The organism is Halomonas sp. B23F22_20 (assembly GCF_043496985.1).
Taxonomy (GTDB): domain Bacteria; phylum Pseudomonadota; class Gammaproteobacteria; order Pseudomonadales; family Halomonadaceae; genus Halomonas.
Genome location: NZ_JBIEKH010000005.1, coordinates 59770 through 79960 on the forward strand (window position 1 = coordinate 59770; position 20191 = coordinate 79960).

The window sequence follows — 20191 nt, forward strand, 5'->3', positions numbered from 1 at the left end:
CACCGGGGTCCCTGTAGAATGCAGCGCCACGTGACCGGGGGTGGTTAGCTCAGTTGGGAGAGCACCAGCCTTACAAGCTGGGGGTCACAGGTTCGAACCCTGTACCACCCACCACTGTCCTCGACAGTGCCCGATTACGTAGCAGAAACGAGTGTGGACCGGTAGTTCAGTTGGTTAGAATGCCGGCCTGTCACGCCGGAGGTCGCGGGTTCGAGTCCCGTCCGGTCCGCCAACGTTTTCTGCGCCGCATCATCAGTTGCGGACCGGTAGTTCAGTTGGTTAGAATGCCGGCCTGTCACGCCGGAGGTCGCGGGTTCGAGTCCCGTCCGGTCCGCCACGATGACGCCACAATCTAAGCAGTACGCGTGGGCGATTAGCTCAGTTGGTTAGAGCACCAGCCTCACATGCTGGGGGTCACTGGTTCGAGTCCAGTATCGCCCACCACGCGGACCGGTAGTTCAGTTGGTTAGAATGCCGGCCTGTCACGCCGGAGGTCGCGGGTTCGAGTCCCGTCCGGTCCGCCATCTGCTGAGAATTCCAGAAGCCTCGCGGCTCTCGCCGCGGGGCTTTTTCGTGTCTATCTTTCTAGCGCCCCGTTGCCCCTTACGTATCCGCATCATGCTGCGAGGGTGGCTTGAGACCTTTCTGGTAATGACTCGGAACGGGATGCTGTCTTCCCGGGACTTCTTCCCGGGACTTTGCGGTTCGCGCGAGGCTATCATACAGTTGTTTTAATTTCTGTCGCTCGATATGAGGAGCCGCAACCGTGATCGCCTTTCCGAACCTGTTCCGATCCCTCGAGCTGGGGCCGCTGAGCCTGCCCAACCGGGTGTTGATGGGCTCGATGCACACCAACCTGGAGGAAGCGCCCGACGGCTTTACTCGGCTGGCCGCCTTCTACGCCGAGCGCGCTCGCGCGGGTGTATCGCTGATTGTCGGTGGTGGCATCGCTCCCAACGCCGAGGGCGCAGTCTTCGCCGGCGCCGCAACGCTGGAGCGCCCCGAGCAGGTGGCCGATCACCGGCGGGTGACCGCGGCGGTGCAGGCCGAGGGCGGCCACATCTGCCTGCAGATCCTGCACGCCGGGCGCTACGCCTATACCGAGGCACCGGTCGCGCCGTCGGCGATTCAGGCGCCGATCAATCCCCGTGCGCCGCGTGCCTTGAGCGAGGAAGAGATCGAGCGGACGCTCGAGGACTACGTGCGCTGCGCGAGCCTGGCGCGGGAGGCCGGTTACGACGGCGTGGAAGTGATGGGCTCCGAGGGATATCTGATCAATCAGTTCGTGTGTCGGCGGACCAATCGACGCGAGGACTCCTGGGGCGGGAGCTTCGACAATCGTATCCGCTTCCCGGTGGAGGCGGTACGGCGCATACGTGAGGCGCTGGGGCCGGATTTCCTGATCATCTTCCGGCTGTCGATGATCGACCTGGTGGACGAGGGCAGTACCCATGACGAGGTGGTGGCCCTGGGGCGGGCGGTGGTGGGTGCCGGTGCCGATGTGCTCAATACCGGCATCGGCTGGCACGAGGCACGGGTGCCGACGATCGTGACCAGCGTGCCGCGTGCGGCGTTTGCCGAGGTCACCCGGCGGATTCGCTCCGAGATCGCGGTGCCGTTGATTACCACCAATCGCATTAACATGCCCGAAGTTGCCGAGAGGCTGCTCGCCGAGGGCTATGCGGACATGGTGTCGATGGCGCGTCCCTTCCTGGCCGATCCGGCCTGGTTGGCCAAGGCGCGCGATGGCCGGGCCGAGGAAATCAATACCTGTATCGCCTGCAACCAGGCCTGCCTGGATCACACCTTCCAGGGCAAGCTGACCTCCTGCCTGGTCAATCCGCGGGCCTGCCATGAGACCGAGCTGGTCGTCGAGCCGGCCGCCGAGCCTCGCACCATCGCCGTGGTGGGCGGCGGGCCGGCGGGGCTGGCCGCCGCAGTGACCGCCGCCGGGCGAGGCCATGCGGTGACGCTTTTCGAGCGCCAGTCGACGCTCGGCGGCCAGTTCAACCATGCCCGCCGGATTCCCGGCAAGGAGGAGTTCGATGAGACCCTGCGCTACTACCGGGTGATGCTCGACAAGCATGGTGTGACCGTGCGCTTGGGGGCCGAACCCGAGCTGCACGCGCTGCACGGTTTCGATGAGGTGGTGCTGGCCACCGGGGTGCGTCCGCGTCGCATCGAGCTGCCCGGTATCGACCACCCCAAGGTGATCTCGTATCCGCTGGCCATCCAGCATCCGGAGCGTGTCGGGCCGCGGGTGGCGATCATCGGCGCCGGCGGCATCGGCTTCGACGTGGCCGAACTGCTGACCCATTCCGGTGCCGCTGCGCCGGACGCCGTGGCCTGGTGCGACGAGTGGGGCGTGGATCTTTCGGTCACGGCGCCGGGCGGGCTGTGTGAGCCCGCACCGCCGGCGGTGCCGCGCAAGGTCACCCTCCTGCAGCGTAAGGACGGCAAGCCGGGGCGCGGGCTCGGGACCACCACCGGCTGGGTGCACCGGGCTTCGCTGCGCCATCGCGGCGTCGAGATGCTGCCCGGATGTGAGTACGTGGGTATCGACGATGCCGGCCTGCACATTCGACTCGACGGCGAGCCTCGGCTGCTTGAGGTCGATTCGATAGTGATCTGCGCCGGTCAGGAGGCGGTCTGCGACTGGCTCGAGCCGCTGCGCGAGGCGGGCGTCTCGGTGCACGTCATCGGTGGCGCCCTGGAGCCAGCCGAACTCGATGCCAAGCGTGCCATCGATCAGGGCGTGCGGTTGGCCGCCAGGCTGTGATGGAGCGCGTAGAAGGTGTTCGCGGCTCTTGCGTTGAAAATCTGCTGCTCAGGAGATGAACCGCCGCGGGTTCGAGGGCTCATAGGAAGTAGTAGCCTGCGTTGAAGATTCCGGGCGCCATCGTCCGGTCGAGCTGACTACGCTGAAGCTACCGAACCCGGCCACTGAGCCAGGATTGCCAGGCCGGAGCCCCGGGCTTTAAGGAGGCATCGATGAGCATCTTCGATCATGTGCAGAACCGCTTCGAACGTATCCAGCAGGAGGAGTTGAGCCTGCAGGAGTATCTGGAACTCTGCCGTGAGGACCCCTCGGTCTATGCCAGTGCGGCCGAGCGCATGCTGGAAGCCATCGGCGAGCCCGAGGTGATCGATACGGCCAAGGATCCCCGCCTGTCGCGGATCTTCTCCAACAAGGTGATTCGCCGCTATCCGGCGTTCTTCGAGTTCTACGGCATGGAGGAGGCCATCGAGCAGATCGTCGCCTATTTCCGCCATGCCGCCCAGGGGCTCGAGGAGAAGAAGCAGATCCTCTATCTGCTTGGCCCGGTGGGGGGCGGCAAGTCGTCGCTCGCCGAGCGGCTCAAGCTGCTGATGGAGCACGTACCTTTCTATGCCATCAAGGGTTCTCCGGTTCAGGAGTCCCCGCTGAGCCTGTTTTCGCCGGAACATGACGGCGAGCTGCTCGAGAAGGAGTACGGCATTCCGCCTCGTTGCTTGAAGAGCGTGATGTCCCCCTGGGCGGCCAAGCGCCTCAAGGAGTACGGTGGCGATATCACCCAGTTCAAGGTGGTGCGCCTGTATCCGTCACGCCTCAACCAGATCGCGATCTCCAAGACCGAGCCCGGCGACGAGAACAATCAGGACATTTCCTCGCTGGTCGGCAAGGTGGATATCCGCCAGCTCGAGCTCTACTCCCAGGATGATCCGGACGCCTACAGCTTCTCTGGTGGCCTGTGCCGTGCCAACCAGGGGTTGATGGAGTTCGTCGAGATGTTCAAGGCGCCGATCAAGGTGCTGCACCCGCTGCTGACCGCCACCCAGGAGGGTAACTACAATCCCACCGAAGGCATGGGGGCGATTCCCTTCGACGGCATCGTGCTGGCGCACTCCAACGAGAGTGAATGGCAGGCCTTCCGCAACAACCGCAACAACGAGGCCTTCCTCGACCGGGTGTATATCGTCAAGGTGCCCTACTGCCTGCGGGTAACCGAAGAGATCAATATCTACAAGAAACTGCTCGAGCACTCCACGCTGGCCGAGGCGCCCTGCGCGCCGGACACGCTGCGCATGCTGGCGCAGTTCTCGGTGCTCTCGAGGCTCAAGGAGCCGGAGAACTCCAGCGTCTATTCCAAGATGCGGGTCTATGACGGCGAGAACCTCAAGGACACCGATCCCAAGGCCAAGTCGATCCAGGAGTATCGCGATGCCGCCGGTGTCGACGAGGGCATGGACGGGCTCTCCACCCGCTTCGCCTTCAAGATCCTGGCCAAGGTGTTCAACTTCGACAATCACGAAGTGGCGGCCAACCCGGTACACCTGCTCTATGTGCTCGAGCAGCGCCTCGAGCAGGAGCAGTTGCCCAAGGAAACCTTCGAGCGCTACCTGCGCTTCATCAAGGAGTTCCTGGCACCGCGCTACGTGGACTTCATCGGCAAGGAGATCCAGACCGCGTATCTCGAGTCCTACTCCGAGTACGGCCAGAACATCTTCGACCGCTACGTCACCTATGCCGACTTCTGGATCCAGGACCAGGAATATCGGGATCCGGAGACCGGCGAGCTGTTCGACCGTCAGTCGCTCAACGAGGAGCTGGAGAAGATCGAGAAGCCGGCCGGCATCTCCAATCCCAAGGACTTCCGTCACGAAGTGGTCAACTTCGTGCTGCGGGCCCGTGCCCAGAACAATGGCATGAACCCGAGCTGGCAGTCCTACGAGAAGCTGCGCGGGGTCATCGAGCACAAGATGTTCGCCAACACCGAGGAACTGCTGCCGGTGATCTCGTTCAACGCCAAGGCCTCGACCGCGGACCAGAAGAAGCACGAAGATTTCGTGGCTCGGATGGTCGACCGCGGCTATACCGAGAAGCAGGTGCGACTGCTGTCCGAGTGGTACCTGAGGGTGCGCAAGTCGCAGTAGCGTCCGAGGGCCGAGCAGGGCGCCGCGAGGCGGCGCCCTGCGCAAGCGAGTGGCAGCCAAGGAGGTCCACATGACCTACTTCATCGACCGCCGTGCCAATGCCAAGCACAAGAGCGCGGTCAATCGCCAGCGCTTCCTCGATCGCTATCGCACCCATATCAAGCGTTCCGTCGAGGAGGCGGTCAATCGTCGCTCCATCACCGATATGGAGCGCGGCGAAAAGGTTTCGATTCCCGCGCGAGACATCTCTGAGCCCGTTTTTCAGCACGGTCCTGGTGGCAAGAGGACCATCATCGCTCCCGGCAACAAGGAGTTCGTCGAGGGCGATCGTCTGCGCCGCCCCGGTGGAGGCGGCGGCGGGGGGGGCGGCGAGGGCAGCGCCTCCAATCAGGGCGAGGGCATGGACGAGTTCGCCTTTACTCTGTCCCGTGAGGAGTTTCTGGACTTCGTGTTCGACGGCCTGGAGCTGCCGCATCTGGAGCGCAAGAACCTGGTGGACCTCGACGAGGTGCGCCCGGTGCGGGCCGGCTTCACCCGAGACGGGGTGCCGGCGCGGATCAACATCGTGAGATCGATGCGCGAGGCCCAGGCGCGACGCATTGCCATGCGTGGCCCCATCCGGCGTGCGCTGCGCGAGGCTCAGGAAGCGCTGGAGGCCGAAGAGCGCAAGGATCCCGTGCTGCGCAATCCTGCGCGGATCAGCGAACTCAAGGCCGAGATCGAGCGGCTCGAGAAACGCCTCGAGGCGGTGCCATTCATCGATACCTATGACTTGCGCTACAACAACCTGATCAACCAGCCCCAGCCGTCGAGCAAGGCGGTGATGTTCTGCGTGATGGACGTCTCGGGCTCCATGACCCAGGCCCACAAGGACATCGCCAAGCGCTTCTTCCTGCTGCTATACCTGTTCCTCGAGCGCAACTACGAGAAGGTCGAGCTGGTCTTCGTGCGCCACCATACCGCCGCCAAGGAGGTCGATGAGGAGGAGTTCTTCTATTCCCGCGAGACCGGCGGCACCATCGTCTCCAGCGCCCTGACGCTGGTCGACGAGATCATCCGCGATCGCTACCCACCGAACCAGTGGAACCTCTACCTGGCCCAGGCCTCCGATGGCGACAACTGGGACGACGACTCCCTTACCTGCCGCGATCTGCTGGCCAATACGCTGATGCCACGGCTGCAGTACTTCACCTATGTGGAGATTACGCCTCATGCCCATCAGGCCTTGTGGGAAGAGTACGAGCGAGTGGAGGCCGAGTATCCGGAGCGCTTCGCCATGCGTCAGATCGTCGAGGCTGGCGACATCTATCCGGTGTTCCGCGAACTGTTCCGCCGCCGTACCGTCCAGTGATGAGGCGAGGCCAAGGAGGTAGCATGACCGACCGCAAGCCCATTGCCAGCGGCTCCGACTGGAACTTCGAGATCCTCGAAGAGTTCGAGACCGAGATAGCGCGTCTGGCCGACGAGTATCGGCTGGATACCTATCCCAACCAGATCGAGATCATCACTACCGAGCAGATGATGGATGCCTACGCCAGCGTGGGTATGCCGGTGGGCTATCATCACTGGTCCTTCGGCAAGCAGTTCCTGGCCGTGGAGCAGGCCTACCGGCGCGGTCAGATGGGGCTCGCTTACGAACTGGTCATCAACTCCGATCCGTGTATTGCCTACCTGATGGAGGAGAACACCCTGATGATGCAGGTGCTGGTCATGGCCCATGCCTGCTATGGTCACAACTCCTTCTTCAAGGGCAATTACCTGTTCCGTACCTGGACCGATGCCAGCTCCATCGTTGACTATCTGCTGTTCGCCCGGCGTTACATCGCCGAATGCGAGGAGCGTCACGGCGTCACCGCCGTCGAGCAGTTGCTCGACGCCTGTCACGCCCTGCAGAACTATGGCGTTGATCGCTACAAGCGCCCCTCGCCGGTGTCCGCCGAGGAAGAATCCCGTCGGCAGAAGGAGCGTGAGGCCTATCTTCAGGCCCAGGTCAACACCCTGTGGCGGACCATCCCCGGGCGGCCCCGGGAAGACGGTAGCGAGAACTTTCCGGACGAGGAGGACCCGTTGGGCCTGCACGCAGGGGGGCGCTATCCTCCCGAGCCTCAGGAAAACCTGCTCTATTTCATCGAGAAGAATGCCCCGCTGCTGGCACCCTGGCAGCGCGAGGTGGTGCGCATTGTGCGCAAGCTCGCCCAGTATTTCTATCCCCAGCGCCAGACCCAGGTGATGAACGAAGGCTGGGCGACCTTCTGGCACTATACCTTGATGAATCGCCTGTATGATGACGGACTGGTGGATGAGGGGTTGATCCTGGAGTTTCTGCAGTCCCACACCTCGGTGGTCCAGCAGCCGCCCTTTGATAGTCCTCACTTCGGCGGCATCAACCCCTACGCCCTAGGCTTCGCCATGTTCACCGACCTGCGGCGGATCTGCGAGCATCCTACCGAAGAGGATCGCCGCTGGTTTCCCGATACCGCCGGCAGCGACTGGCTCGAGACCCTGCACTTTGCCATGCGCAACTTCAAGGACGAGTCTTTCATCCAGCAGTACCTGTCGCCCAAGGTTATCCGGGATCTCAAGCTGTTCATGGTGCTCGATGACGATCAGGACGAGATGCTCGAGGTATCCGCCATCCATGATGAGCGCGGCTACCAGCGGATCCGTGACGGGCTGGCCATTCAGTATGCGCTCTCGGTCCGCGAGCCCAACATCCAAATCTGGTCAGCGGATATCCGCGGCGACCGCTCGCTGACCCTACGCCACGTTCAGGATAGCCGTCGTCCTCTGGCGCGCAGCGTCTATCCGGTGATGCGCCATCTCCACCAACTGTGGGGGTTCCCGGTCAAGCTCGATTCCCTGGAGGGCGACGAGGTCGTGCGACGCTACCACTGGCCGCTGCCGGAGGATGAGCAGAAGGAGGAGTAGGTCGGAGCTCGATATGAAGAGGCCCGCGCCGGAAGGCGCGGGCCTCTTGCGTGGGGCGGGGCGTTATCAGGCCTTGGCGGTCCAGGATTGGCACCACCCCTCGGGCTTGACGCTGTTCTGCGGGAACAGCTGGCAGCCCTTGGTATCGGCTTGGTAGAACATGCAGTTGGCGCAGGTCTCGCCTTCGGCGTAGGCCGGATTGTCGCTGGCGTCGCTGGCAACCTCAACGTAGTTCAAGGCCTTGGCCTGGTCGCTCTGGGGATCCAGCAGCGGTAGTTCCTGGGCGAAGGCGGTACGGGACAGGATTCCGGCGCCGAGTGGCAGGGCGGCGAGGCCCAGCAGGCTATGGCGTATGAAGTCGCGGCGGCTGTGGTTGGCCATGTTGGCTCCTCATTGATCTGCTTGGTTCTTGTCACGGTGTGCACTGTTTCGAGCAGGTAGACAGTGCCGATATTGTCGTTATCCGGGAGGTGAGGTGTGTCCTCCTCTTATTAGCCTAGCCATAGTGTATACATTTATCTAGGGTAAAGTGTATACACCTTGGTGGGCGGCGGTCATGGCCGGTGGTCCGGCTCTTGTCGTGTCCAGCAGGCGTTTCTCCGTCGGGGGTGCACATTCATGATAGCCAAGCGTCTGGGGCGGGACGAGGCGCTGTGGTAGGTCGCCGCCTCGTTCGCCGATGGTGCTGCCTCGGCGAGGACACTGTTATACTCGCGGCATTGATGGCGGAGTCCCGCCGAGTGCCGATGCCAGAGGGAGAGAGCCCCATGCAGAATGCCGTGATCCTGATCAACACCGAGAAGGGGCAGGTCAACTCCGTGGCCCAGCGGCTGGCCGAGGTCGAAGGCATCAGCGAGGTGTTTTCCACCTGTGGGCGCTACGATCTCGTAGCCATTGCCCGGACTCGAGATTTCGAGGGCCTGGCGGAACTGGTCACTGGTCGGCTCAACGACGTCGAGGGTATTCGCGAGACCGAAACCCTCAATGCCATGCAGGTCCATTCCCGTCACGATCTCGAGACCATGTTCTCGTTGGGTTGGTAAGCCTCGCGCTGCCACCGTCTCCTGAAATGTCGCGCCGTCGTCCCCTGCCATCGCTGTGGCGCCGCTCGTTGCGTCGCCTGGGTATCGCCGTGCTCTTCGCTGCGGTGGGCAGTGGCCTGTGGTATATGGAAGAGCGCGAGGTGCGCGAGCGACTCAGTTGGATGGGCGTGCCGACCTGGGAGCGACTGACGCCGCTGAGTCTGCACCGGGTGCTTCGCAATGACGGCTTCCTGGTGGGTTGGTCGGACGTGCGGGTCAGTGCGCTGTGGGCCAGCTACGTGCTGCGCGCCGATAGCGCGGTCGATGTTGGCGAACGTCCCGGGTTCCGTCGCGACTGGCGCACGCTGTGGCCGGTCACTCCGGACGGCTACCTGCGTAGCGGCTACGACCGTGGTCACCTGGCGCCCAACTATGCCATCGCCCTAGTGCATGGTCCCTCCGCCCAGTATGACACCTTCCTGATGAGCAACATGGTCCCGCAGCGGCCTGACCTGAACCGTCGCCTCTGGCAGCGCCTGGAGGAGGTGGTGATCGATCGCTTCGTGCCGCGTCACGGCACCCTGCAAGTCATCGATGGGCCGGTCTTCGATGCGGACGTCACCCGAGGCATGTTGCGCCGGGTCGGTCTGGTGGAGGTGCCGGAGGCCTTCTACAAGATCCTGGTGGTGCCGGGCGAGCGCCCTCGGGCGCTGGCCTTCGTGATGCCCCAGGAGGTGCGCGGTGACGAGCCGCTCGACCGCTTCGTGGTCAGCATTGATCGCATCGAGGCGCTGACCGGGCTGGACTTCTTTCCAAATCTCCCGGATACCACCGAGCGTGTCCTGGAAGGGCGGGTGAATGCTGCGGGTTGGGGGCTCGAGGCGGTGGCGAATCTGCCGGGTCGCTTCGACTGAACGAGGTGGGCAGTGATCCAGTGATCGGTGGCTCAGAAAGGCGATGAGCAGGGCGCCGGGTTCTGTAAGCCGGAAACGCAAAAAACCGCAATGTTTGCGGCCGGGGATATAAAACGATATAGCGATGTGGGGAGAGGAGGGAGTCCTCGATGCTCTGCTCTGTTTGCATAACGCGAAATGGTGCCCAGGAGAGGACTTGAACCTCCACGTCCGTAAGGACACTAGCACCTGAAGCTAGCGCGTCTACCAATTCCGCCACCTGGGCGCGTCATGCATATCGTCGTGTTCCGGACCATCGCGTAAGCGATGTATGGTGCCCAGGAGAGGACTTGAACCTCCACGTCCGTAAGGACACTAGCACCTGAAGCTAGCGCGTCTACCAATTCCGCCACCTGGGCGAAACACGAGCGATTCGAGCTTTTAAAGAGCGTGATACCTGGCGATCTGACTGTCAGTGTATCAAATGGTGCCCAGAAGAGGACTTGAACCTCCACGTCCGTAAGGACACTAGCACCTGAAGCTAGCGCGTCTACCAATTCCGCCATCTGGGCAAGTGGCGCGTATATTACCGTATCTCTTCGCAAATGCAACCCCTAGCGACCCTGCCAGGCGCGAATCTTCGCGGCGATTGTCCCTCGGCGCGCCCGATCATGGTTGGGTGAGTCTCGCCACGACGCTATACTGCCGCCATGACAATATATCCCTATCGCATCACCGCATGCCCGCGGCGCCAGAGCGCCATCTCCCCTATGCCGTCCCCGACCCTGCCAAGGATGCACTCCGCATGAATCACTGGACGCTCGAAGGCGATACGCACGCCAGCCGCGAGGCCCACAAGTACGACAAGCCCGCGCCCAGCCGCGAATACCTGCTGGCCCAACTGGAGGAGCACGGCAAGCCCGTCACCCACGAGGCCATGAGCCAGATGCTGGGGCTCGACGACGAGGACCTGCAGGAGGCCGTGCGCCGCAGGCTGTCGGCCATGGAGCGCGATGGCCAGGTGTTGCGTAACCGCCGTGGTGCCTATGCGCTGATCGACAAGCTGGACCTGATCAAGGGGCGGGTGCTGGGCCACCGCGATGGCATCGGCTTCCTGCTGCGTGACGACGGCAAGAAGCCCGACCTGGTGCTGCCGCCACGACAGATGCGCCGCGTCTTTCACAACGACCACGTGCTGGTGCGGGTCAGCGGTCGCGATCGCCGTGGTCGCGACGAGGCCACTATCGTCGAGGTGCTGGCCCGCAATACCCAGACCATCGTCGGCGTTTACCGCGAGAACACCCCCGAGTTCGGCGTGCTGATTCCCGAGAATCCGCGCATCGCCCAGGAGATCATCATTCCCCACCATGCCAGTGGCGGGGCCAAGGACGGCCAGGTGATCTCGGCCAAGATCGTCCAGCAGCCGGCGACCCGAGTGCAGCCGGTGGGCGAGGTCGTCGAGGTGATGGGGGAGCGAATGGATCCCGGCATGGAGATCGACATCGCCATCCGCAGCTACGAGATCCCGTCCGAGTTCCCGCCTGAGGTGCAGGATCAGATCGCCGGCATGTCCGCCGAGGTGGCCGAGGACGACAAGGCTCATCGCGTCGACCTGCGGGACGTGCCGCTGGTGACGATCGACGACGAGTCCGCCAAGGATTTCGACGATGCCGTCTGTGCCTGGAAGACCAAGTCCGGAAGCTGGAAACTGCTGGTGGCGATCGCCGATGTTTCCCACTACGTGCGTTCCGGCAGCCCCCTGGATCAGGAAGCGATCACTCGCGGCAACTCGGTCTACTTCCCGGGGCAAGTGGTGCCCATGCTGCCGGAGCTGCTGTCCAATGGCCTTTGCTCGCTCAATCCCGATGTCGACCGCCTGGCCATGGTCTGCGAGATGAATATCTCTCAGAAGGGCGTGATCAGCCGCTATCGCTTCTACGAGGCAGTGTTCCGCTCCCATGCGCGGCTGACCTACAACAAGGTCGCTTCGATTCTCGACGACGAGGACGAACAGGGAGACACGCTGCGCGAAGAGTATAGCGAACTGGTCCCCTCGCTGAAGAACCTCCACTCCCTTTACAAGGTGCTGCGCGGGGCTCGTGACGAGCGCGGTGCGATCGACTTCGAGACCACCGAGACGGCGATCGTCTTCAACGACGAGCGCAAGATCGAGAAGATCGTGCCGCGCTCGCGCAACGATGCCCACAAGATCATCGAGGAGTGCATGCTGGCGGCCAACGTGGCCACTGCTCGTTTCCTCGACAAGCACGACCTGCCGGCGCTGTATCGCATCCACGAGCGCCCCTCGCCGGAGCGCCTCGACAAGCTGCGCCTGTTTCTCAACGAGCTGGGGCTGTCGCTGCCCGGCGGCGACGAACCGACGCCCCAGGACTACCAGACGCTGGCCGAGACCATCCGCGACCGCGACGACGCCGACATCATCCAGACGGTGATGCTGCGCTCCATGAGCCAAGCGGTTTATTCGCCCCAGAACGAGGGGCACTTCGGCCTGGCCTATCCGGCCTATGCGCACTTCACCTCGCCGATTCGCCGCTATCCCGACCTGATCGTGCACCGGGCCATTCGTTCGGTGATCCGCGGGCCGCGCCAGACCAATACCGTGCTGCGCGCCGACGGGGCGCCGGTGGAGCCGCCGAGCAAGTGGTGCCCCTACACCTTCGAGCAGATGCTCGAGCTGGGCGAGCACTGCTCGATGACCGAGCGCCGCGCCGACGATGCGACCCGTGACGTGGAAAGCTGGCTGAAATGCGAGTTCATGTCCGACAAGCTCGGCGAGACCTATGACGGTACCATTGCCTCGGTGACCCAGTTCGGTATCTTCGTCAGGCTCGATACCTTCTACGTGGAAGGCCTGGTGCACGTTACCTCGCTGCCTTCGGACTACTACCACTATGAGCCGGAGAAGCACCGCCTCAAGGGCGAGCGCAGCGGCATGAGCTATCGGCTCGGCGACGGCGTCTCGGTGCAGGTGGCTCGCGTCGATCTGGACGATCGCAAGATCGACTTCGAGCTGGCCGACGACAAGCCCCGGCCGCAGCGCAAGCCGCGCAAGTCGCGCGGTGGTGGTGGCCAGGGGGCGCCCAAGGGCGGCGCCGGCGACCAGGCCGGTGAGGGTGACAAGTCCGGGCGCAAGCGTCGCCGCCGCGGTCCGCGTCGTCGTTGATGCTCGGAGAGACGCCATGTCGATGAAGAAGAAGCCGAGGTCGGCGCCGCGCCGAGGGCCCAAGGTGCCGGGCGGGCTCGAGGCGGTCTACGGGGTGCACGCCGTACAGGCGCTGCTCGCGCGGGGCGAGACGCCCCGCGAGCTCTGGCTGCAGGAGGGGGAGGCCGCTGGTCGCCTTTCCGAGCTGGTGGAGCGGGCGCAGGCGCGGGGCGCCCGGGTGATATCGCACCCCCGCGACGACCTGGACCGGCTCGCCCAAGGCGCCGCCCACCAAGGGGTCGTTGCCTTCTGCCCTCCGCTGGCCTTCGAGGCCGAAGCCTCCCTGTGGCATCGGCTGCAGGGCTGGTCGAACGCCGAAGCGCCGCTGCTGCTGGTGCTGGATGGTATCACCGACGTCCACAATTTCGGCGCCTGCCTGCGTAGCGCCGATGCCGCCGGAGCCCATGGCGTGCTAGTGCCCAAGGACAGGTCGGCGCCGCTTAACGCCACTGTGCGTAAGGTGGCCTGCGGCGCCGCCGAGAGCGTGCCGGTCTATCAGGTGACCAACCTGGCACGCGCCCTCGGCAAGCTCAAGGAGCTCGGCGTGTGGGTCACCGGCACCGCCGGCGAGGCCGAGACGTGCCTGTATGATGCGGACTTTGCCGCCGCCACCGCCCTGGTGATGGGGGCCGAAGGCAAGGGCATGCGGCGGCTGACTCGCGAGGCCTGCGACCAGCTGGTGAAGCTGCCCATGGCCGGTAGCGTTTCTAGCCTCAACGTCTCGGTGGCCACCGGCATCGGCCTGTTCGAGGTGGTCCGGCAACGAAGCTTGAAGCCATAAGCTTAAAGAGCGGTGCTTCGCACCTGGAAGAACGCCCGCTTCGCGGGCTTGAGCCGGAAGCTTGAAGACAATCCTTGACCCCATGATGGCGGGGTTCATGCTGTCTTCCAGCTTGCGCACCTGGCGTTCACTCTTTAGAATACTGGCGCCCGTTTGTCTGACGAACGGGCGCCGTGTATTTCGATAATCACCTCCTTGCTTCCCCTGGGGCGCGGTACGTTGTCTCCACTGGAAGCTGTCAAACCGCAAGGAGAATCCATGCGTCACTACGAAATCGTCTTCATGGTCCACCCGGACCAGAGCGAGCAGGTCCCGGCGATGGTCGAGCGCTACACCAGCGTCGTCACCGAGAACGGCGGTACCGTGCATCGTCTCGAGGATTGGGGTCGCCGTCACCTGGCTTACCCGATCAACAAGATCCACAAGGCTCACTACGTGCTGATGAACGTTGAGTGCCGCGGCGAGACCCTCGAGGAAATCGAGAACATCTTCCGCTTCAACGACGCCATCATCCGCAGCCTGGTTGTGCGCTGCAAGGAAGCCATCACCGAGGCTTCGCCGATGATGAAGCCGGCGGAAGACAAGCGCGCCCGTCGTGACGAAAAGCCGTCACGTCCCGCCCAGTCCGCCTAAGCCACACATCGCACGTCTAAGGAGTCTTCCCCATGGCACGTTTTTTCCGTCGCCGTAAGTTCTGCCGTTTCACCGCCGAGGGCGTGAAGCAGATCGATTACAAGGATCTGGACACCCTCAAGGCCTACATCACCGAGACCGGCAAGATCGTTCCCAGCCGCATCACCGGGACCAAGGCCCGTTACCAGCGCCAGCTGTCCACCGCCATCAAGCGGTCACGCTATCTGGCACTGCTGCCCTACACCGATAGCCACCAGTAAGACGCTGGCGTGATGCTGCCCGTTGCCCGCTGGATGATGCGCGGCACGCCCCAGTCGGTCATCGGGGCGGCCGCCGCCACCCTGGTGCCCTGGCTGTTCTGGCTGGGGGCCGCCATCGCCGGCCTGGTCGCCCTGCGTCGCGGCCTGTCGCCGGCGCTGCCGGTGATCGTCGCCGCCGCCGTGCCGGCGGGATGGTGGTGGACTCGAGGCGACGTCATCCCCTTGGCCTGCATCCTGCTGGTCACGCTGATGGCGGTGGTGCTGCGCGCCCGGCTGCGCTGGAGCGAGACGTTGATCGTCGGCGCTCTTGCCGGGGCGGCGATGATCCAGTTGGGGATCTTTCTGCCCCCGGGCGGGGCCGGCCCGCTGCTGGAACAGCTCCGCCAGAGCTCGCCCGAGATCGCCTCGATGCTCGACGAGTTCTCGCGACAGGGGCTCGCGACCGAACGGCTCGCCGAACTGCTGATCGGCGGCGTCACCGGACTGGTGGTGCTGCTGGCGGCAGTGGCCTGCCTGGCCTTGGCCAGAAGCTGGCAGGCGGGGCTATATAACCCGGGCGGCTTCCGCGAGGAATTCCACGCCCTGCGCCTGGCGCCGCGCGAGTTGCTGGTGCTGATGGCGATTCTCGCCATCGGGGCGGTGCTGGTGTTGCCCGGCCTGGGCCTGATGCTCTGGGTGCCGCTGCTGGTGGCTGGCATCGCGCTGGTACATGGTGTCATCGGATTGAAGGGAATGAACGGGCTGTGGCTGATCGCCTTCTATGTGTTGCTGATCACCACCTGGCCCATGATTCTCATCGTGCTGTTTGCGGCCCTGATCGACTCGTTCGCGGATTTTCGCGCACGGCTCGGCCGCAGCGACTGACAAGAGGTTTACGAGATGGAAGTCATTCTGCTCGACAAGATTGGCAAGCTGGGCGGTCTGGGTGACCAGGTCACCGTCAAGCCCGGTTATGGCCGCAACTACCTGGTGCCCTACGGTCTCGCCGTGCCGGCCACCAAGGACAACATCGAGGCCTTCGAGGCCCAGCGCTCCGAGCTCGAGGCCGAGGCCGCCGAGCGCAAGGCCGAGGCCGAGGCTCGCGCCGAACAGCTCAACGACATCGAGCTGTCGCTGGTCGCCAAGGCCGGTGACGAGGGCAAGCTGTTCGGTTCCATTGGTCCGCGTGACCTGGCCGACGCGATTTCCTCTGCCGGTATCGAAGTGGCCAAGAGCGAAGTCCGCATGCCGGAAGGTCCGATTCGCCAGACCGGCGAGTACGACATCGCGCTGCATCTGCACGCCGAAGTCGACGCGACCGTACGTGTGGTGGTCGTGGCCGAATAAGCCCGAGCCCATCAGCTGTCAGGGGCGCGAGGAGAAATCCTCGCGCCCCTTTTTGCTGCCCTGTCTTCCGGGCTTAGGCCTGGCGCTACCTTCGGGTAGAATGTGCCGGTCCATCCTTGCCCCTGCCAGCATGGGTGCCCGTTGATGGCGGTACAGGGACGTGTCGCCGACGGCCATCCGGCCGTCGCGAGCCCGTGCCATGCCAGCAGATTCACACCTTCTTGCCGGCGTGGCGTGGGTAATGATCGAAGAGATCAGGACGATCGTCTTTGATGGCCAGGTTAATAGCGGAGGTGCCTGTCACCATGAACGAACCCCTCGAGCTCGACCAGGAGACCGCGGCGCTGAAGGTGCCGCCGCATTCGCTGGAGGCCGAGCAATCGGTGCTCGGTGGGCTGATGCTCGACAACCAGGCTTGGGACAGCGTGGCCGACCGCCTGGTGGCGGGCGACTTCTATCGCTACGAACACCGGCTGATCTTCAACGTCATGACCGCGCTGGCCGAACAGGCCCAGCCGTTGGATGTGGTGACCCTCTCCGAGGCGCTCGAGGGCCGCGATCAGCTGGAAACCGTCGGCGGCCTGGCGACTCTGGCCGAGCTGGCCCGCAACACGCCGTCGGCGAGCAACATTCGCGCCTACGCCGACATCGTTCGCGAGCGGGCCACGCTGCGCAAGCTGATCCATGCCGCCAACCAGGTCGCCGAGAGCGCCTTCGCACCCCAGGGGCGGCCCGCCGACGAGCTGGTCAACGAGGCCGAGCGACTGGTGTTCCAGATCAGCGAGGAGCGCCCCAAGGAGGGCGGGCCCGTCGGCATGAGCGACCTGCTGGCCAAGGCGGTGGATCGCATCGACGAGATGTTCAACATGCAGGGTGAGATGACCGGGCTATCGACCGGCTTCCGCGATCTGGATGACATGACCTCTGGCCTTCAGCCCTCCGATCTGGTGATCGTCGCCGGGCGTCCCTCCATGGGCAAGACGACGTTCGCCATGAACCTGGTGGAGCATGCAGTGATCTCGAGCGACAAGCCGGTGATGGTGTTCTCCATGGAGATGCCCGGCGAGTCGATCATGCTGCGCATGCTCTCGTCGCTGGGGCGCATCGACCAGACCCGGGTGCGGACCGGCCAGCTCGAGGACGAGGACTGGCCGCGACTGACCTCGGCGGTCAACCTGCTCAAGGACAAGCAGCTGTTCATCGACGACACCGCGGCGCTGTCGCCCAACGAGATGCGCTCGCGTATCCGCCGGGTCGTGCGCGAGCACGGCAACCTGGCGCTGATCATGATCGACTACCTGCAGCTGATGCAGATCCCCGGTTTCTCCGAGAACCGCACCGGTGAGATCTCGGAGATCTCGCGCTCCCTGAAGGGCCTGGCCAAGGAGTTCGGCTGTCCGGTGGTGGCGCTGTCGCAGCTCAACCGCTCCCTCGAGCAGCGGCCCAACAAGCGCCCAGTGATGTCGGACCTGCGGGAATCCGGGGCCATCGAGCAGGACGCCGACCTGATCGGATTCGTCTATCGTGACGAGGTCTACAATCCGGATAACCCCGATAATCAGGGGCTGGCCGAATTCATCATCGGCAAGCAGCGTAACGGCCCTATCGGCACGGTGCACATGGCCTTCATCGGCAAGTACACCCGCTTCGAAGATCTGGCTCCGGACAGCTACGGCGAGGCCTTCGGCGAGTGACCCCTTGAGCGAGGCGGTCGGCACCGTATAATCCCACCCCCCTGAACAGCACACTGGAGGAGCACCATGGCAGGCGGATTTCGGCGCGGTAATCGGCGGCGCACCCCGAAACTCGAGGCGCGCGGCGAGTTGCAGTCCGCAGAGCGGGAAGGTCCGTTCAAGGAGTGGCTGGGCATGCCGGACCTCTATCGCTACCAACTGGTGGTAGATGGCGAGAGCTACAGCTATCAGACCGAGGACGCCGAGTTGCCGGTGGCGATCGGTGATCGCGTGGTGTTCCGCTACAAGGAAACCAAGGCCGGAAAATGGGTCGATCGAAACTCCTTGGGCAAGGCGATCGATCCCTCCGATTACCAGTAGGTCTCGAACGCAAGGAACCCTCGGGCCCCTTCATCGGTCATAGGGTCGACACGGATCGGTCATCCGAGTGTCATCGGGCGGCGTCAGGCTGTGCCCGATCCACCCAGTGATCCCAGATGGAGGGACCCATGGACTTCAATGACCTCAAGGCCTTCGTGGCCCAGCACGACAACTTCGAGATCCGCGTGATCGGCCATGCCGGCAGCCATTGCTACCAGGTCGAACTCGAGGACGTGGAAGGGCGCCGCCACATGCTGACTCGCAGCGGCAAGCCGATGCTGTTCCGCGCTCTCGACGACGTCTACATGGAACTCAAGCGGGCCGGCATTCATCGCGCCTATCTGGTCCAGCAGGTGCCGCATGATGAGGTGATCGGCCGCGACACCCACTATCGTGACCCTCTGGCCTCGCGTATGCCGCTGGTCTTCTAGGTATCGCCCGAGCCACTTCGTCTACATCCCCACGGCGGCCGTGTCCGCCTTCCCGGTCGCATCGGCGACCATTTCTCCCCTGTTTTCCTCTCTATCGGCGGACCGTGACTCCGCCGCCTGCATCAATGGCTCTCTGCGGCCCCTGAGCCGTAGCCTGCGCTGTGCGCGCCCCGGCCGTAGGCCGGTTCGGTGTCGAGTGTGTCGAGGAAGGCCTCGGCTTGTTCACGTAGCGCCGTTCGCCGGGCGTCGGACATGCGAGCCAGGTTGCCAAGGATAGGTTTCATGCGCGGATTATCGGCCAGGTGGCCTGTGTGGCGCTCGATGAAGCGCCAATAAAGGCTGTTGAGCGGGCAGGCTTTATCGCCGGTGGATTGCTTGGGGTCATAGCGGCAGTGATGACAGTGATCCGACATGCGGTTGAGGTACTTGCCTGAGGCACAGTAGGGCTTGGAGCCCATCAAGCCCCCATCGCCGTGCAGTACCATGCCCAGAGTATTGGGCAGTTCCACCCATTCGCAGGCGTCGGCATAGACCGCCAGGTACCAGTCGCACAGCGCCGCGGGGGCCACGTCGCACAGCAGCGCAAAATTACCGGTCACCATCAGCCGTTGGATGTGATGGGCGTAGGCGTTGTCGCGGGTCATCTCGATGGCCCGTTTCAAGCAGCGCAGATCCGTGTCACCGGTCCAGTAGAAATCGGGCAGGTCGCGGTACCCACCGAGGTAATTGGCGCGCTTGTAGGCTGGCATGCGCGTCCAGTAGAGGCCGCGTACATACTCTCTCCAGCCGAGGATCTGGCGAATGAACCCCTCCGCCGCGTTCAGCGGTGACTTGCCGTCCTGATAAGCCGCTTCCACGGCGGCGCATACCTCTTGGGGGGTGAGGAGCCCCAGATTCAGGGCGGCAGAAAGGCGCGAGTGGAACAGGAAGGGCTGGCCGTCGCTGATGGCGTCCTGATAGCGGCCGAAGTGGGGCAGCAGGTTGGCGATGAAGTGGCGCAGGTCGACCAGCGACTGACGGCGTGTCACCGGCCAATGGAACCCCTCGAGAGCGCCGAAATGGTCGCCGAAATGCTCGGCGACCAGGGCTAGCACTTCACGGGTGATGGCATCCCGCCGGTGACGTGGTGGCTCCGGCACCTCGAGATGCTCGGGCAGCGGCTCGCGGTTGTCGTGGTCGAAGTTCCAGCGGCCTCCAAGAGGTGCGTTCCCCTCCATCAGCAGGCCGGTGCGGCGGCGCATCTCGCGGTAGAAGCCCTCCAAGCGCAGCGTGCTGCGCCCCCTGGCCCAGTCGGCGAACGCGTCCGGCGTGACGTAGAAGCGATCGTCCTCCACGAGGCGCCAGGGCCGCGCGGCGTCACGACGCTCTTGCATCGCCTGCCACAGCCGCCACTCTCCGGGACGTGTGACACGAATCTCATCGCAGCCGTAGAGTGCGGCGAGGCGTTCGGTCTCACCGATCAGCGTCTGGACATTGTCGGGCGCATCCAGGGCACTGTAATGGACCCGCCAGCCCTTGGCTCGGAGCTCCCCGGCGAAATGGCGCATGGCGGCGAGGATCAGCGCGATCTTCTGCGGGTGATGGGGTACGTAGCGGCCTTCTTCGGCCACCTCGCACAGGGCGACGACGGCCCCATGAGGGGCATCGCGCAGGCTCGACAGACTGTGGCTGAGCTGGTCGCCGAGCACCAGGATCAGGGGACGCGACATGTTTCACCAAAAGCTAT

Annotated in this window: 17 protein-coding genes and 8 tRNA genes; 20 read left to right on the plus strand and 5 right to left on the minus strand. The window is 64.0% G+C overall.

Annotation, left to right across the window (positions count from 1 at the left end; translation table 11 throughout):
• Positions 1 to 38 precede the first annotated feature (38 nt).
• The 9 genes from ACGTN6_RS04980 (at position 39) to ACGTN6_RS05020 (ending at position 7842) form a co-directional block, all read left to right on the plus strand.
• Positions 39 to 114, plus strand: a tRNA-Val gene (locus tag ACGTN6_RS04980).
• A gap of 41 nt (positions 115 to 155) precedes the next feature.
• Positions 156 to 232, plus strand: a tRNA-Asp gene (locus ACGTN6_RS04985).
• A gap of 28 nt (positions 233 to 260) precedes the next feature.
• A tRNA-Asp gene (locus ACGTN6_RS04990) sits at positions 261 to 337 on the plus strand.
• A gap of 30 nt (positions 338 to 367) precedes the next feature.
• Positions 368 to 444, plus strand: a tRNA-Val gene (locus ACGTN6_RS04995).
• 3 nt (positions 445 to 447) lie between these two features.
• A tRNA-Asp gene (locus ACGTN6_RS05000) sits at positions 448 to 524 on the plus strand.
• A 242-nt stretch (positions 525 to 766) separates the two neighbouring features.
• Complete coding sequence (locus ACGTN6_RS05005) at positions 767 to 2779, plus strand: oxidoreductase (protein ID WP_444875039.1); 2013 nt, start codon at positions 767 to 769, stop codon at positions 2777 to 2779.
• A gap of 212 nt (positions 2780 to 2991) precedes the next feature.
• Positions 2992 to 4914 (plus strand): PrkA family serine protein kinase, encoded by a 1923-nt coding sequence (locus tag ACGTN6_RS05010; RefSeq protein WP_394590181.1) that lies wholly within the window; start codon positions 2992 to 2994, stop codon positions 4912 to 4914.
• A gap of 70 nt (positions 4915 to 4984) precedes the next feature.
• Positions 4985 to 6265, plus strand: coding sequence for a YeaH/YhbH family protein (locus ACGTN6_RS05015; protein ID WP_394590182.1), 1281 nt, complete (start codon positions 4985 to 4987; stop codon positions 6263 to 6265).
• Positions 6266 to 6288: 23 nt separating this feature from the next.
• The gene (locus ACGTN6_RS05020; protein ID WP_394590183.1) at positions 6289 to 7842 is read left to right on the plus strand and encodes a SpoVR family protein; all 1554 of its coding nucleotides are present in this window, start codon (positions 6289 to 6291) and stop codon (positions 7840 to 7842) included.
• Between the two features lie 66 nt (positions 7843 to 7908).
• On the opposite strand, the gene ACGTN6_RS05025 is transcribed toward ACGTN6_RS05020, so the two are convergent.
• On the minus strand, positions 7909 to 8223 hold the full coding sequence (locus tag ACGTN6_RS05025; RefSeq protein ID WP_394590185.1) for a high-potential iron-sulfur protein: 315 nt from the start codon (positions 8221 to 8223) through the stop codon (positions 7909 to 7911).
• Positions 8224 to 8609: 386 nt separating this feature from the next.
• Between ACGTN6_RS05025 and ACGTN6_RS05030 the strand changes: the two genes are divergently transcribed.
• Together ACGTN6_RS05030 and ACGTN6_RS05035 are read left to right on the plus strand one after the other, a co-directional pair.
• A complete protein-coding gene (locus ACGTN6_RS05030; protein WP_394590186.1) occupies positions 8610 to 8885 on the plus strand; it encodes an Lrp/AsnC family transcriptional regulator in 276 nt (91 codons plus the stop codon).
• A gap of 26 nt (positions 8886 to 8911) precedes the next feature.
• On the plus strand, positions 8912 to 9778 hold the full coding sequence (locus ACGTN6_RS05035; RefSeq protein WP_394590187.1) for a DNA/RNA non-specific endonuclease: 867 nt from the start codon (positions 8912 to 8914) through the stop codon (positions 9776 to 9778).
• A gap of 178 nt (positions 9779 to 9956) precedes the next feature.
• Here the strand turns inward: ACGTN6_RS05035 and ACGTN6_RS05040 are convergent.
• From ACGTN6_RS05040 to ACGTN6_RS05050, 3 genes are all read right to left on the minus strand, one after another.
• Positions 9957 to 10043, minus strand: a tRNA-Leu gene (locus ACGTN6_RS05040).
• Between the two features lie 46 nt (positions 10044 to 10089).
• A tRNA-Leu gene (locus ACGTN6_RS05045) sits at positions 10090 to 10176 on the minus strand.
• 66 nt (positions 10177 to 10242) lie between these two features.
• Positions 10243 to 10329 (minus strand) — tRNA-Leu (locus ACGTN6_RS05050).
• A 233-nt stretch (positions 10330 to 10562) separates the two neighbouring features.
• On the opposite strand from ACGTN6_RS05050, the gene rnr reads away from it, so the two are divergent.
• The 9 genes from rnr to ACGTN6_RS05095 all read left to right on the plus strand — a co-directional run bounded on the left by rnr (position 10563) and on the right by ACGTN6_RS05095 (position 18465).
• A complete protein-coding gene (gene rnr, locus ACGTN6_RS05055; protein WP_394590188.1) occupies positions 10563 to 12941 on the plus strand; it encodes a ribonuclease R in 2379 nt (792 codons plus the stop codon).
• 22 nt (positions 12942 to 12963) lie between these two features.
• Complete coding sequence (rlmB, locus tag ACGTN6_RS05060; protein WP_394590368.1) at positions 12964 to 13761, plus strand: 23S rRNA (guanosine(2251)-2'-O)-methyltransferase RlmB; 798 nt, start codon at positions 12964 to 12966, stop codon at positions 13759 to 13761.
• A gap of 258 nt (positions 13762 to 14019) precedes the next feature.
• Complete coding sequence (gene rpsF / locus ACGTN6_RS05065) at positions 14020 to 14394, plus strand: 30S ribosomal protein S6 (protein WP_183389350.1); 375 nt, start codon at positions 14020 to 14022, stop codon at positions 14392 to 14394.
• Between the two features lie 32 nt (positions 14395 to 14426).
• Positions 14427 to 14654: a 30S ribosomal protein S18 gene (gene rpsR / locus ACGTN6_RS05070; RefSeq protein ID WP_394590189.1), complete on the plus strand. Its 228-nt coding sequence runs from the start codon at positions 14427 to 14429 to the stop codon at positions 14652 to 14654.
• A gap of 12 nt (positions 14655 to 14666) precedes the next feature.
• The gene (locus tag ACGTN6_RS05075; protein WP_394590369.1) at positions 14667 to 15518 is read left to right on the plus strand and encodes a hypothetical protein; all 852 of its coding nucleotides are present in this window, start codon (positions 14667 to 14669) and stop codon (positions 15516 to 15518) included.
• A 15-nt stretch (positions 15519 to 15533) separates the two neighbouring features.
• Positions 15534 to 15980, plus strand: a complete 447-nt coding sequence (gene rplI, locus ACGTN6_RS05080) for a 50S ribosomal protein L9 (RefSeq protein ID WP_394590190.1) — start codon at positions 15534 to 15536, stop codon at positions 15978 to 15980.
• 305 nt (positions 15981 to 16285) lie between these two features.
• Positions 16286 to 17674 (plus strand): replicative DNA helicase, encoded by a 1389-nt coding sequence (dnaB, locus tag ACGTN6_RS05085; protein WP_394590191.1) that lies wholly within the window; start codon positions 16286 to 16288, stop codon positions 17672 to 17674.
• Between the two features lie 66 nt (positions 17675 to 17740).
• On the plus strand, positions 17741 to 18034 hold the full coding sequence (locus ACGTN6_RS05090; protein WP_394590193.1) for a hypothetical protein: 294 nt from the start codon (positions 17741 to 17743) through the stop codon (positions 18032 to 18034).
• A gap of 128 nt (positions 18035 to 18162) precedes the next feature.
• A complete protein-coding gene (locus ACGTN6_RS05095) occupies positions 18163 to 18465 on the plus strand; it encodes a DUF6482 family protein (protein ID WP_394590194.1) in 303 nt (100 codons plus the stop codon).
• A 122-nt stretch (positions 18466 to 18587) separates the two neighbouring features.
• Here ACGTN6_RS05095 and ACGTN6_RS05100 read toward each other — a convergent pair whose 3' ends face one another.
• Entirely contained in the window at positions 18588 to 20174 is a 1587-nt protein-coding gene (locus tag ACGTN6_RS05100; protein ID WP_394590195.1) for a cryptochrome/photolyase family protein, read from the minus strand.
• Positions 20175 to 20191: the final 17 nt, after the last annotated feature.